Annotated in this window: 15 protein-coding genes, 1 rRNA gene and 1 pseudogene; 3 read left to right on the top strand and 14 right to left on the bottom strand. The window is 63.5% G+C overall.

Annotated features, from left to right (window positions below; translation table 11 throughout):
- The 5 genes and pseudogenes from SREC43747_RS0117800 to SREC43747_RS0117785 form a co-directional block, all read right to left on the bottom strand.
- Positions 1-542 (bottom strand): NADH-quinone oxidoreductase subunit B family protein (locus SREC43747_RS0117800; protein ID WP_497707036.1); only part of this gene is annotated, 542 nt, incomplete at its 3' end.
- Positions 532-1,845 carry a hypothetical protein gene (locus tag SREC43747_RS0117795; protein ID WP_051388137.1) on the bottom strand — a complete coding sequence of 438 codons (1,314 nt, stop codon included), beginning with the start codon at positions 1,843-1,845 and terminating at the stop codon, positions 532-534. The genes SREC43747_RS0117800 and SREC43747_RS0117795, both read right to left, overlap by 11 nt.
- A gap of 597 nt (positions 1,846-2,442) precedes the next feature.
- A complete protein-coding gene (locus SREC43747_RS0117790) occupies positions 2,443-3,138 on the bottom strand; it encodes an FAD-binding oxidoreductase (RefSeq protein WP_236623260.1) in 696 nt (231 codons plus the stop codon).
- 93 nt (positions 3,139-3,231) lie between these two features.
- Positions 3,232-3,474: pseudogene (locus SREC43747_RS22060) on the bottom strand (2Fe-2S iron-sulfur cluster-binding protein); the annotation flags it as partial.
- A gap of 3 nt (positions 3,475-3,477) precedes the next feature.
- Entirely contained in the window at positions 3,478-4,689 is a 1,212-nt protein-coding gene (locus SREC43747_RS0117785; protein WP_029722698.1) for a cytochrome P450, read from the bottom strand.
- 266 nt (positions 4,690-4,955) lie between these two features.
- On the opposite strand from SREC43747_RS0117785, the gene SREC43747_RS0117780 reads away from it, so the two are divergent.
- Complete coding sequence (locus tag SREC43747_RS0117780) at positions 4,956-5,900, top strand: AraC family transcriptional regulator (RefSeq protein ID WP_029722696.1); 945 nt, start codon at positions 4,956-4,958, stop codon at positions 5,898-5,900.
- Positions 5,901-6,009: 109 nt separating this feature from the next.
- Positions 6,010-6,384, top strand: a complete 375-nt coding sequence (locus tag SREC43747_RS0117775; protein ID WP_029722695.1) for a nuclear transport factor 2 family protein — start codon at positions 6,010-6,012, stop codon at positions 6,382-6,384.
- Between the two features lie 48 nt (positions 6,385-6,432).
- On the opposite strand, the gene SREC43747_RS0117770 is transcribed toward SREC43747_RS0117775, so the two are convergent.
- The 3 genes from SREC43747_RS0117770 to SREC43747_RS0117760 form a co-directional block, all read right to left on the bottom strand.
- Positions 6,433-7,302, bottom strand: coding sequence for an SAM-dependent methyltransferase (locus tag SREC43747_RS0117770; protein ID WP_051388135.1), 870 nt, complete (start codon positions 7,300-7,302; stop codon positions 6,433-6,435).
- Between the two features lie 181 nt (positions 7,303-7,483).
- The gene (locus tag SREC43747_RS22240; RefSeq protein WP_029722693.1) at positions 7,484-8,134 is read right to left on the bottom strand and encodes a DUF4389 domain-containing protein; all 651 of its coding nucleotides are present in this window, start codon (positions 8,132-8,134) and stop codon (positions 7,484-7,486) included.
- A gap of 49 nt (positions 8,135-8,183) precedes the next feature.
- Positions 8,184-9,068 (bottom strand): universal stress protein, encoded by an 885-nt coding sequence (locus SREC43747_RS0117760; protein WP_029722692.1) that lies wholly within the window; start codon positions 9,066-9,068, stop codon positions 8,184-8,186.
- 117 nt (positions 9,069-9,185) lie between these two features.
- On the opposite strand from SREC43747_RS0117760, the gene SREC43747_RS0117755 reads away from it, so the two are divergent.
- Positions 9,186-9,611 carry a universal stress protein gene (locus SREC43747_RS0117755; protein WP_029722690.1) on the top strand — a complete coding sequence of 142 codons (426 nt, stop codon included), beginning with the start codon at positions 9,186-9,188 and terminating at the stop codon, positions 9,609-9,611.
- A 66-nt stretch (positions 9,612-9,677) separates the two neighbouring features.
- Here SREC43747_RS0117755 and SREC43747_RS0117750 read toward each other — a convergent pair whose 3' ends face one another.
- The 6 genes from SREC43747_RS0117750 to SREC43747_RS0117725 all read right to left on the bottom strand — a co-directional run.
- Positions 9,678-10,004, bottom strand: a complete 327-nt coding sequence (locus tag SREC43747_RS0117750) for a hypothetical protein (protein ID WP_029722689.1) — start codon at positions 10,002-10,004, stop codon at positions 9,678-9,680.
- A 62-nt stretch (positions 10,005-10,066) separates the two neighbouring features.
- Positions 10,067-11,170, bottom strand: a complete 1,104-nt coding sequence (locus SREC43747_RS0117745) for an alpha/beta fold hydrolase (RefSeq protein ID WP_081722671.1) — start codon at positions 11,168-11,170, stop codon at positions 10,067-10,069.
- A complete protein-coding gene (locus SREC43747_RS0117740; RefSeq protein ID WP_037332495.1) occupies positions 11,160-11,375 on the bottom strand; it encodes an AbrB/MazE/SpoVT family DNA-binding domain-containing protein in 216 nt (71 codons plus the stop codon). The genes SREC43747_RS0117745 and SREC43747_RS0117740 overlap by 11 nt, the downstream gene beginning before the upstream one ends.
- Positions 11,376-11,644: 269 nt before the next feature.
- Complete coding sequence (locus SREC43747_RS0117735; RefSeq protein WP_029722686.1) at positions 11,645-12,259, bottom strand: class I SAM-dependent methyltransferase; 615 nt, start codon at positions 12,257-12,259, stop codon at positions 11,645-11,647.
- A 209-nt stretch (positions 12,260-12,468) separates the two neighbouring features.
- Entirely contained in the window at positions 12,469-12,597 is a 129-nt protein-coding gene (locus SREC43747_RS22185; protein WP_269077831.1) for a hypothetical protein, read from the bottom strand.
- 437 nt (positions 12,598-13,034) lie between these two features.
- A 23S ribosomal RNA gene (locus SREC43747_RS0117725) occupies positions 13,035-13,302 on the bottom strand; the annotation flags it as partial.

The following is a 13,302-nucleotide window of genomic DNA, read 5'->3' as shown; positions in this document are numbered from 1 at the left end:
GCTTCCCCAGCCGCGTGGTACAGCAGCCAGGTCAGCGTTTCCATGAAGTTCTCCGGCTGGACCGGGCAGCCGGGCACGTTGATGATCGGCAGTCCCGACTTCGCTTTGAAATCCCATCCCAGGTAATCGGCCAACCCCATGCAACCGGTCGGATTGCCCGCCATCGCATGGATGCCGCCGTAGGTCGCGCAAGTACCCGCGGCCACCACCGCCCATGCTCGGGGGGCCAGCTGGTCTATCCACCAGTTCAGCGTCAGCGGCTCACCGGTGTCCGGGTCGTTGCCGAAGGAGGTCCAGTAACCGTCGCCCTCGATGATGTTCTGGTTCGGAATGGACCCCTCGATCACCAGGATGAAAGGACCGGATTCCCCTCGAGCCGCTGCGCGGTAGGGCTTGAGGAATTCTTCTCCTCCCACGCTGGGGGACAGAACTTTGTTGTGCAGGTTCACCTTGGGCAGCCGCGGAATCAGCCCTAGAACGACATCTTCTATCGCCGGCTGCCCGGATGCTGTGATGGAAACGGTGTCTCCATCACAGCTCATCCCTTCGGAGATCCACAGGATGTCCACTTCGCTCAGACCGGAAACTTCCGAAGAACTCGTCGTCCCCTGCGTCCAGGTTCGCGTCCCGCTCTCGGCAACCATCGCGGGCCTCCTTCGTCGTTGAGGGACCAGCTGGGTTCGACACCGACCTGCTCACCGGAATGCTCGTTTTCCCATTTCCATTGTCGTTTCCGACGCTCTGGTCCGAGTTTCTGCGACTGTTCTGCTCCGGCAATCGGATGGTCCCGTGCAATCGGCTGAAAACTTCCTTGGGCATTTTCTCGACCCGGTCCAGGATTTGCGCTACCCGCGGATCGGTGGCCCGTGCTTCCTGTTTCTCCTCTTCGGTCAACGTCAGCGTGCGCAGCGAGAGCAGTTCATCGATCTCCGCCGCATCGTGCATGTCGCCGGGACTCTCCGGAGCAACTTCCGGGTAGTCGTAGAGCAATATCGGGGACGACAGCATGAGGTTGTGCGTTCCCGGTTCACCTATGCGCACCGGGAACGTGTGGATGTTCTGGCACCCCGAGACGAAAGGAGCAGCCCACGAAGTGGGCTCTATCAAAGAGGAAAAAGCCAATCCATGACCACATAGGAGTGTGTGCGTGGCCAACATCGAGGTGCGCAGCGCGATATCGCGTGGCGCGTGCGGTTCCAGGGAATTTCCCGTGTTCTGCGTGAAGATGCGGAATTTGTAAGCCGGAAAGGGAACATCGATGCGCTGCACGCTCAAATTCGTGGTGGCCGATATCGGCCAGCGACGCCGCACCACCCGAGTTGTCGCGTTCAACTCGGTGACCTCTTCACCACCGTGCACCCCGACGTCGAACTGGCGCGGCTCGTTGACCAGATCGGCCAGGCACACAGCGAGATCGAACTCGTGCGGAACCGCTTCGTCGAAGCTCAGCACCTGCTGACCATCGACCTCCGCTGATTCCACTGGACGATAATTTCCTTCGAAGTCGCACTGTTCCACGGTCTTGTTCTGCAACTGCAGGTACCGCAGTCGCACGTGCAACGTGATCAACCGCGGATCGTCGATCACCTCGAACAGGCACTCGGTCTGCTGACGCCACGTTTCAACGGAGCCGGCCACTTCGGGCATGACCGGGCCGTCCGCCTCGACCCAGCCGCGCTCAGCCAGAACGCCGAATTGCCAGCGAACCCGGTTCTTGCCGGAGGATTTGCGGTACGGGTACAGGACGTACCCTTCGTAGAGCACCGCATCGGCGACCTGCTGCACCCTTTCGAAATCAGCGTGTGCTTTCGAATTTTCGGGCACGATGCCTGCCGAGCTGCTCATCGCTCACCTTCCGGTTGTCGCCGGTCGCACGATCGAATCCCCCGACCGCCGGAACATGACAGCACCAGACGATCTTTTCCTCCGGTGATCTCGCTGTCACTGCCAGCAGTGCACTTCAACCTAATCCGGGTGTAGCAGGGGTCACAAATCGATCTGTTGCGAGAGCCGATCTTCCAGCACCGCAGGACGGAAAAAGATTCTGGAAAATACCTGGTCGCACTGCCCGGCTCGGTTTATACCAGCGGGCACTCGAGCAGGAATCACTGGAAACCACTTCCCAGAAGCAGGAGCCAGTGCTCAACAAGAGAGCGCGAACAGGTTCGAGGAAGAAGCGAAAAGGCACTTCTCCCACCCGGTCGTGCACTTCCAGCCGGCGCTCCACCACTTTCCGGTGAAACGACTCCCGGTCTTCCGCCAAGCCAGCAGCCACTGGACACCGGTCAGCAACACGACTCAGCTCGATGAGCTCGTGGACCTTCGCGCGGCTCAAGCGCAGGACGCCAATCCGGCGAACAGATGGCCATGCGCGGAGGAACAACGACAAGCAGAAGTGCGCGCTCGCCACATCAGCGAGCGCGCACTTCCAGCAGAATTGATTCATCCAGCTGCGGAATGGTCTCCTGAGGTGAACTTCTCCCGACGAATGCGCCTGGGCGGCATTCTGCGCCGCTTGAGCGCTTTCACTCCTTCCTCCACCATTCGCGGTGGACCGCAAACATACCCGGAGTAATTCCGGCAGGAACGGAAATCCGCGAGGAAGGCATCAGTCACGTATCCACTCCTCCCCGCCCAGGTTTCCCTGCTCAAGCAGGGCGTGTAGGTGAAGTTGCCGACCTGGCTCTGCAGTTCGGAGAAGAAGTCCTGGTCGTAGAGATCTTGCCGAGTGCGCACACCGTGGTAGAGGTGCACTTCCTGCTGTCGTTCCCCGGTCAAGGCGCGCAGAACGATGGACTTCAGCGGAGCGAGTCCGGTACCAGCCCCCAACAGCACTATGCCGTCCACGTCCTCATCGGGCTGGTAGCAGAAGTCTCCCAATGGCCCCTTCAACTCCACCGCATCACCGATGACCAGGTCTTTGAAGATCCAGCCGTCCGTCGCCAACCCGCCCGGTTCCCGACGGATGTGGAACTCCAGTTCTCGACTTCCTGGTGAATTGGCCAGCGAGTACTGGCGAGTGGCTGTGGATCCCGGAATGGTGAACTCCACGTACTGACCGGCTTGGAATTCGAACGAATCATCGACACCTATCCGGATTCTGCGGATATCCCGGGCGATGTCGGTTACTTCGAGCACTTTCCCGCGGAAGTCCCTCAGGAGGTGCCGCGTTCTTTGCTCCACCGGTGCGGCTAAAGGCTCGACAACGGTATCGCGGAGTGGAACCGCTTGGCAGGCAAGAGCAAGACCGGCTGATCTTTCGGCGGCGGACAACGTCTTCTCGGGTGATTTCCGGTGATCAACTTCGCCGGAGTGCACCCGAACTTTGCACGTCCCGCAAGTGCCCTGGTTGCAACTGTTCGGCAACCAGGTACCGCTGCGCAGGAAAGCGTCCAGCAAAGGCTGGTCCGTGCGGCACGTGATGTCCTTGCCATTACCGGGCAGGGATATCCGGACCTCCGACTGACCGGTCATCTGCTACGCCTCCCAGACCACGTGCAGTTCTGTTGGCCCGCGGAAGCCCCACCCCCAGAACTCCACATCAGAGCTGGGGTCTCGCTCCATGTTCGGGATCGCGTCGAACAGCTCCTCCAGAGCGATCCGGCACACGTTGTTGGCGTAGTAGATGCCAGCGCAGGCGTGGTCTCCCGCCCCGAAAGCCAGGTGCGGCAGCGGTGGGCGAGTGATGTCGTATTCAGAAGGTGCTTCATAGAGGTTGTTGTCGTGATTGGCCGATCCGTAGGTCATCAGCACGACCGATCCGGCCGGCAAGTGAACTCCACCCACGGTGACGTCCTTGGTGCAGCGGCGTGCGGTTGCTGACCAGATCGGTGAAGTCCAGCGCAACCCTTCGGCGATCGCCCGCGGGATCAGTTGCGGGTTGTCCACCACCTCTTCGAACTGCTCAGGGCGGGTGAACAGTCCGGCGATGGTCGATCCCATCGCGTGCCCTGGTTCCTGCATCGCCCCCAGCAGGAAGACGTACAGGGTCGGGTAGATGTATTCACGGTCCCGAACTTCCCCTTCGGGCATGCCGTCATGCAACCAGTGGGAAATCGCGCTATAGTCCGGCTCAACTATCCACTTGTCGATCAATGGATCTACAATAGACCTAATCTCCGCTTTCGCTTCATCTCCCAGAGCGAACCTTTCTTGGTTGGTGAACTCACCATTTTCATCCACTTCGGCGTTCGTGAAGGAAAGGGAGAGCTTGCGGAACCACTCGCGCAGTTTGTCGGAACTGACCTCGCGAAGTCCCAGCAGGTCACCGAGTGAGCGGACGCTGACTGGCTCACAGTACTGCGAAATCAGATCAGCTTTTCCATCGTTCTCGAACTCAGCCAGGTACCGCCGACAGATCGGCCGGACAAGATCGTCGATCCAGCGGTCGACTTCCGCTGGCTGCAACGCTGGGTCGACCATCGACCGAAGATCCCGGTGAATTTCCCCGTTCACCCCGATCACGGCAGGGTGTCCGAAGGTTCGCCCGCCGGCTTTGGTGATCACCGCTTCGAAATCTGGACTGGTGGCGATCTCCCGGCACAGGTCCGCGGTGGTGGCAACGTATGATCCCAGCACCGGAACATGGGCAAGCGGAGCGTGCTTGCGCAACCGTTCGTAAAACGGATACGGATTGCGCTCCAGCTCTTCCATGGTGATGTCTTCCAGCCATTGCGGGGCAGCAGTCATCGGTACTCCTCTGTCGTCCCGACCGGCATCCGCCAGGGCACTGAGCGTCTGTGTGCCGGCGAACCGCAGTCGCCTGCCATGCCTGGGACAACATCACAGCCGCTATTGGGAGGCGAGCCGCAAAACGCACCCGGAATCCGATTTGCGCGGCGGACCTATGACTCAGGTCTCAGAGCGTTCTATCGTTGCAACCTGCGATGGGATCTAGCTCCGCGCGGTGGTGCCGTGCGAGCAGTTGGCAAGCCCTGGCAGACGAGGAGGCGACGATGCCGACCGGGACCATCAGCAAAGTGCGAACAGCGGACTGGGAAGAAGCCGGCCAAGTGGTTTCCGGTGTTTACTTCCCGCACGAGCTGCGCACTCTGCCGGCCAGCAAAGGCCTCGATCTGCACTTGTGCACCGCCGACCTCGGACCGGTGACCCTGGGAAGGATGAGTTGGGGAACCGGTGTTTCGATCGACTGCGACTACCCAGAAGCGCTGGAGATCAACATTCCCCTTTCTGGCCACCTGGTGTCCCGGCACGGCAGTGAAACAGTCGCTTCTGGCCCAGGCGAAGGAACGGTGTTCCCAGCTGATACCGCCACGCCGATCACCTGTTGGACGGCCGATTGCGCAGTGGTGGGCGTGAAGTTCGCTCGTTGGGCAGTAGAACGCGAATTGGATCGGGTCATCGGCGTCTCCCTCACCCAGCCGGTGAACCTGCCCGTCCAGCTCAAGCCCGACCACGCCGCTGTCCGCAGCTGGCTGCACATGGTGCGCGTGCTCTCGGCGGAACTGCCGAACATGGCCGGCATGCTGACCAACGAACTGGTGAAAGCCCAGGTCGCCAGCGCTGTGCTCACCGGGTTCTTGCTCGCCATCACTCCTGACGAGCGCGCAACAGCAGCTCGCCCGCGGATCGTCAAACGGGTGGTGGATCGATTGCACGAAGACCCCGCCCGGGCGTGGACGGTGGCGGACATGGCTGAAATAGCAGGGGTGAGCGTGCGGCGCTTGCAGGAGGGCTTCCAGGAATACCTGGGCACCAGTCCGATGGCGTATCTGCGGGATGTGCGGCTCACTCGAATCCACGAAGAGCTTTCCAGGCACCAGCGGAATTCCACGATCGCCGAAATAGCGGCCCGCTGGGGTTTTCCGCACACAGGGCGGTTCGCGGCCGCTTACCGACGTCGGTACGGCGTTCTGCCCTCCAAGACCAGAGAAGGCTGACCGCCACATCCTTGCGGCACAAGCGATTCCCGCCGGCTCTGGATCCAGATTCGGCAGATATCAGTTCAGCGACACCTGTTCGTGATCAACTGCAGTGACAATGAGGCCCATGCCTAGTGAGCAGCAGCGCAAGGAAGTGGCACTCGCCTACTGCGAACGAGTCACCGCGGGAGACGTGGAAAAGATCCTCGAACTGTTCGAGCCCGACGCAGTGATCGAAGATCCGATGGGCACCGGAGAAGTCCACGGCCGGGAAGCACTGCGCGAGTACTACCGGAACATCGTCGACAACTTCCAGTCCACGGTGATTCCCGACGAGCCGCGCGGCAGCCACGAGGACACCTTCGTAGCCCTGCCCATCACGGTCACCGCGCACATCGACGGGTCGATGAAAACCGTCAAATCGGTCGACGTCTTCCAGATCAGCCAAGCAGGTCGAATTCAACGGATGTGGGCTTACTGGGGCCCTTCGGACATCCACTGAACACCGAAGAACACCCCCTGCCGGCTGGACGAGCCGGCAGGGGTCCGCTCACGGCTTGCGGGCGATCCCGCCCAGTTCCCACATCTTCCTGCCGCCCGTGGGATCCGCCGGGTACTCGCCGAACGGCGAATCGCCCACCGTCCAGGCCTGCGCTTGCGGATCGGGCCGCCAGTCCACCACGTTCACCAACCCGGGCTCGATCAGCTCCAGCCCCGTGAAGTAGGCGGTGACCTCCTCCGGCTTGCGGACACGCCCCCAACTGGTCCGCTCGGTCATCTTCTTGGTGAACTCGGCGGCCACCGCATCGTCGTCCGCGACGATGTGGGAGAGCAGCAGGTAGCTCCCGGACGGAACGCGCTCCAACATCCGGGAGACGATGCGCTGCGGCTCCATCTCGTCCGGAATGCAGTGCAGCACCGAAACGTAGAGCACGGCGACCGGTTCGTCCAAGTCGATGAGCCCCTGCAGCTCCTCGGAGTCCAGCAGCTCGTCCGGATCGGTCAGATCGGAGCAGACCACCGTGGTGTTGTCGTCGGACAACAACGCTCGACCGTAGGCGAGGACCACCGGGTCGTTGTCGATGTAGACAACCTTGGAATCCGGTTGGTAGCGCTGTGCGATCTGGTGGACGTTGTTCTCGGTGGGCAGCCCACTGCCGTTGTCGATGAACTGCCGAATGCCGCACTCCTCGGCCAGGAACCGCACGGCGCGCTGCAAGAACGCGCGATTCTCCCTGGCGAACAACAGCGCTTCCGGCGCTATCTGCAGCAATTCCTGAGCAGCTTCCCGGTCGACCTGGAAATTGTCCTTTCCGCCCAGCGCGTAGTCGTAGATGCGCGCAACGCTCGGCACCGATGTGTCGATACCGGTATCTGCCGTGTGCTGACCACTGGTTCCCGGCGGCACCGTGGCACTCATTCCCCGACACTCCTCACCCGGCAATGATGATCACGCACAAGCAGGTTACCTCAACAACCCGCTCGTCCTTTGCTGGCAAGCCGTGTCGGCGCGGCTCTCCCACCGCAGCAACCGACGAGCCGTTCCCTTCGGATGAACGCGATCGGTCCCGCGCGGTCGGATTTGAGCTGCTGAGCTCCAGCTACGGCCGCAACTGGAACGGCGGATAACGATCGGTGATCAAAATCCAGGCGTAAGCCGTGACCCGGTTGTGCCACCGCAGCACGCCGACGACGTAGGAGAAGAGGTTCTGCGGGTAACGGCCGGTGAACAGAATGGCGAACCACGCCACGACGACCGCGACCACCGCCCCGATGTCCAGGAAGAACAGAACGATGTAGTGCGGGATCGCGAGCAACCACTTGACCAGCGGCAACCACCGGTTCAGCTCCGGACCGCTCGGTCGCGGCAGCCGCAACCGCACCGCTTGCTCGTCGTCAGTGGCCGGGTACCGGTCGTCGAGCAGGGCGATGTAGGCGGCGACCCGGTTGGTGAAGGCCAGCAGCTCCCGGTTCCAGTCGAACCACCAGCCGGGGTACTTGTGCCGGAAGAGCAGCATCAGCAGCGGAGGCAGGAACAGCAGACCACCACCGACCACCACCACGGTGCCGCCCTTGTCGTAGGTCCCGAACTGCTGCGGCGTGCCGCTGAGCGTGCTCAGCAGCAGAACGATGGGGATCACCAGCACCAACCGGAAACCGGTGGTCAGCCTGTTCAACTGCCGGTCGGGATATTCGACGTCGAAACCGACCGGGTGTTCTTGTTGGCGGGATCCCGCTGGCTCGTCAGCCATGGAACACCTCCGTGGGCAGACCGCCCCAGGGCGTACCCGAGGAGGGTGGTCAAGAAACTGCTGCCCGTACCACCAGCACCGGGCAGGGGGCGGCGTACAGCAGCGCTCGGCTCGTCGAGCCCAGCAGCATTCCGGTCATCCCGCCACGTCCTCGACTGCCCACCACGAGGAGTTGCGCCGTGGTGCCGTGCTGGAGCAGCGCGCGCACCGCGCGGTCCTGCTCCACCGACCGGGACACCTCGACGTCGGGGTAGTCCTCCTGCCAGCCCGCCAACCGCTGGGCGAGCAGTTCGTGCTCGCGTTCGGAGATGTCCTCCCAGTCGTGGCCGCTGTCCGCGGTCAACCAGTCGCCCACCTGGACGTCGCTCCACACGTGCACCGCGGTCAGGGGGCAGTGCCGCACTGAGGCTTCGGCGAAGGCTTCGGCCAAAGCCGGCTCTCCGATCTCCGAACCGTCCACCCCCACCACCACCGGGCCGTTCCGCTGACCGGAACTCTCCGGGACGACCGCCACTGGGCAGTCAGCGCGCATCGCCACGGATTCGGCGACCGAACCGAGAGCTCTGGCAATTCCGGAGTGGTCACCCAGACCGCGCGAGCCCACCACCACCCTTCTGGCCCGTTCCGACTCCGCCACCAGCACCTCTGCCGGGTTGCCGGTGCACAACCGGGAGCGGATCTCCACCACCGCGCCAAGCTCTCGAGCGATCTCCACAGCTCGAGCGAGGTGCTCGTTGGCCCTGGAAACGAGCTGCTGAGGAGGTTCTGCGCTGGCCGCGCTGGAAACTCCTTGCACCGCGGTGAGGACTTCCAGCGCGGCACCGTGCGCAGCGGCGCTTTCCGCCGCCCACCGCACGGCGTTGAACGCGGTTTCGGAGCCGTCCACACCGACCAGGAAACGCGCGGTGGCCGGCTGTGTTGCAGAGGCACTCATCGGACCGACCATACGAGGCCAGCAGCCGGGCGCAAATCAATCGATCGCGCCGTGCTCAGCCGGCGGCCCGTCCTGGCCAGGCGCATGCTGGAGGGGGTGAGAGCACTTGGAGGGAACGTGACGCACGCCGATCACATAGTCGTTGGCGTTGATGGTTCCGACTCCTCCGAAGCAGCGCTGCGCTGGGCGATCGCGCAAGCGCGGTTGACCTCGGGAACCATCACCGCGCTGATGACGTGGGAGTTGCCCGCGCTGTACGACTGGCCGATGCCCACCGCCGAAGAAGTCTCCCAGACCAGTCAGAACCAGCTGGCCAAGGTCATCGCCAACGCCACCGGTGGGGACGACTCGGTTCCGGTGGCTCCCCGCGTGGCGCACGGGCACCCGGCCAAAGCGCTGCTCCGATTGGCCGCCGACAGCGACGCCAGCCTGCTCGTCGTCGGCAGCCGCGGTCTGGGGACCTTCCGAAGGGTTCTGCTCGGCTCGGTCGCCCAGTACTGCGTGCAGCACGCGACTTGCCCGGTCGTGGTGGTGCGGAGGTGAGCCTTCCCCCGAGGACCGGCTTCCACCACTTCCTGCGGGCACCGGAACGGGCCCGCTGCCGACGCCTCAACCCCGTTCGGCCCCGGCAGCTCGCTCGGTGATCACCCGGGCGAACCGCAGCGCCGCCGGATCCACCGGCTCCTGCGCAGCGGCTGAACGCAGCCACTGCGCCAGCGGGCGGGCCAGGGCCGGGGACATGGCGGCGATCCATCGAGCGCTTCCCGACCGCGCTTCCGCCACGTGCTCAGTCGCGCCATCCGGGTGGTGGGCGATGATCTCCGGGCGCGTGGCCAGCAGGCCGCCGATTCGCCACTCGCCGGCGGTGGTGGCTCCCGCCAGCCATTCCACCGCATCAGCCGCCGCGGCCAACTCCACGCGCTCGTCCTCGCTCACAGATCTCCTCCTCGCCCGGTGTCCTGCGCGCCGCGCCCCCCGGCCGAACGCCCGCGCGGGGGTCAACGCTGAACCCGGTCCAAGAACTGCGTGACTATGTCGATGAACTCATCGGGTTTTTCGAAGTGGAAGCCGTGCCCGGAGTCCACTTTGTGGAACGAAACGTCCTTGATCAAGGAACGGGCCCGCTGCGCGTCTTCCCCGCTCATCGCCGCGAGCAGCACACCGTCTTCGGAGTAGCTCCAGTTGGTGTGGATCAGCACCGCCGGGACGGAGATGCGCTCGAGGGTTTCGGCGTGGTCGAACCCCTCGTGGAAGCGGTTGGTGTAGAAGGTGTCCCCGAACCTGGGGTCGTAGTTGCCCATGCTGCGGAACATCTCGTTGAGCGACGGCGGCAAGTAGAAGATCCGCAGCGGTTGGTCCGGGTTCTTCCGGTAGGTGTTGAGGGCACTGCTCCGAACCCGCTCCTCAGCTCCCTGGAACAGCGACCACATCCGGGAGTTCCGCAGGTAGTAGTCGATGAAGTCGGTTTCCCCGCTGAGCAGGAACTCGTGAGCAGTGGTGCTGAGGTCGACGTAGTTGAACGTCTTCTGCGCGCGAGGCAGGACCGAGGAGAAGAACGGGGGATCTTCCAACACCACCCCGCGAACCAGGTCGGGCTTCTCCGCGGCCATCACGGACGCGATCAGACCTCCGGAGGAGTGCCCGGCCACGAAGGCCGGTTCGCCAACGACGTCGGCCAGAAAACGCTCCAGATCAGCAGCTATCGCCCGGGCCGTGTACTTCTCGGGGACGTGCGCTGATTTGCCGTGCCCGTAGCAGTCGACCGCGAAGACGTGGAAGTTCTCGGCGAGCTCCGGCAACACCCGGTTCCAGTTCTGCCAGTCCACGCCCTGCCCGTGGATCAACATCAGCGGCGGCCCGTTGTCGGGGCCTTCCGCGTAGTTGACCACCGATCCGTTCACCTGCACCTGGTGCTCTTCGTATCCGGCGCGCGCCATCTTGGCCGCGTCCCACCGGGCGTAGTTGAGGTTCCGGATGACGTACCCGGCGGCGGCCACCCCGACCAGTGCGACCACGACGCCGAGAACGACCGCTGCTTTGAAAACGACGCCGCGCTTCTTCCTCGCCATCATCGAGCACCCCGTCTGCTGCTCACTCGTCATCACCGCCCGTCTTCCCCGGCATGTCCGGGAACTGTTCGAAGAGATCCGGACGCACGATCGCTATTCCCCGGTCGACGTCAGCAAGCAGCAGCAGGGTGTCTCCCGGCTGGATGCCGAACAGCTCGCGGGCGGGTTTGGGGATCACGATCTGCCCCTTCTCGCCTACCCGAACCGTGCTCGCGTACTTGCCGTCCGAAGAAGCCACCGACGAACCTCCGTATGAAAATTCCAACCAGTAATACCTGTGCAACTAGTATAACCAGTACAACCGCAATCGTGGTAATCGTTCACCCGCACGCCCCAGCGGGAGCGCTGCACCGCAACGCGACAGCCCACGAAAGACCCGGACCAGAACAGCAAGAAGGGGCTTTCCCGCCACATTGGCGGAAAAGCCCCTGCTACTGATCGAACAGCGGAACGGCAGGTGCACCCAGATCAGTTCCCGGCGCCCACGAGCACCGGGAACTGGAGGAACTACTGCCCCTCGCGCCGGATCTCGACCACCACGTCGAGCGCCGGGCGCGCTTCCCCCGCAACCGGTCGTTCCACCTTGGCCGCCGTGCGCACCTGCAACCCCGGCACATCAGCCACGTCATCGACGACGTCCTGCTCGCTGTAGAGCACCGTCGGGTCCTGCGGCCCGCCAACCCCGTCGACGAGGTTGTCAGCATGATGACCGACGACGAGCAAAGTGCCGCTGTCCGCGAGCGCTGCCGCCGCCTTGCGCACGACGAAGCGGCGCTGCTGGGCCGGCAAGTGCAGATAACTGATCAGCACGAGGTCGAAAGTCCCGCAAGGCTCGTACTCGAGCACATCACCGACCACCCACTGCACCCGGTCAGCGGCCGAGGTCGGAAGCTCCTCGGAGAGCTCCCGCGCCCGGTCCACGGCAACGCGGGAGAAATCAACCGCCGTGACCACCCAGCCGCGCGCCGCCAACCACAGGGCGTTCCTGCCCTCACCCGCGGCAAGGTCCAGCGCACGACCAGGAGCCAGCTGTTGCGCGCACTGGGCCACCCAGCGGTTCGGCTCAGCGCTCCACAGCAGCTCAGCTTCCCGGTAGCGGGCATCCCAGTCCGCCGCGTCCATGACCGCCATCCCCACAGTCGTTCGCCGATCGAGTACTCCAGCACCGAAACGCAGTCGGTCAACCACCGAGGTTACCGGGCGAGCCGTGGTGGCGGTCCTGCTCGAACCCGAGCAAGACTTGCCCGCCCCAACGGCCAGCAGTTGCGCGCTCGCGGTTCCGAAGAACACCGCGCCTGCTGCGAGCGCAGAAGCGGGCATCGAATGCGGAATCAGGCCTCCGGGTCGAACGGGTTCCGCAACTGGCGCATCATGGCCTCATCGGTTCTGGCCGCCACGGTGTAGTTCTCCTTGCGAGAACGCCACGTCTTGGCGGGCATGAAGTGAACCGGCTCGACCAAGGCGTCCTCGGTTCCCCGGAACTGATCCGGTCGGGCACTGCTTCGCTGATTTTTTCTGAGTGAATTGATATTGACCAGCCTTCGCTTGGCATCGGAAATCGGGCTGCTGCTCATCGAGGATCAGAAGCTCGACCGAGATCGCCATGTCCACGACCTCGAAGCAGCAAGAACAAGAACTACAGAATACACCTTACACAACAACCAGACCTGCTGGAGCATTCCTCCCGGGGCGCCGGATCCGGCGCGCTTGCGCACCCGCACGGCGAAGACAACCCGGCCGCGCAGCAAAACCGCTCGACGGAGCACCGGACAACGGGACTCCCCACTCCGATGCGAGCAGCTTGCAGAGCCGGCAGAGCATGGAGGTCAACGAAAAAGAAAAGGACACCCCCAGGGGGTGTCCTCCACCTTGAGAACTCCACAGCGGACGCCGCGATGTGGACAAGCCGCTCGGCCTATTAGTACCGGTCAGCTCCACACGTTGCCGTGCTTCCACTTCCGGCCTATCAACCCAGTCATCTGCTGGGGGCCTTACTCGGTGTTACCCGAAGGGAGACCTCATCTAGGGGCTGGCTTCCCGCTTAGATGCTTTCAGCGGTTATCCGATCCGAACGTGGCCAACCAGCCGTGCCCTTGGCAGGACAACTGGCACACCAGAGGTTCGTCCGTCCCGGTCCTCTCGTACTAGGGACAGCTCCCCGCAAG

This window comes from Saccharopolyspora rectivirgula DSM 43747, from assembly GCF_000497205.1.
GTDB lineage: Bacteria > Actinomycetota > Actinomycetes > Mycobacteriales > Pseudonocardiaceae > Saccharopolyspora > Saccharopolyspora rectivirgula.
The sequence above is the reverse complement of the archived record's forward strand: the minus strand, read 5'-3'. Positions and strand labels throughout refer to the sequence as shown.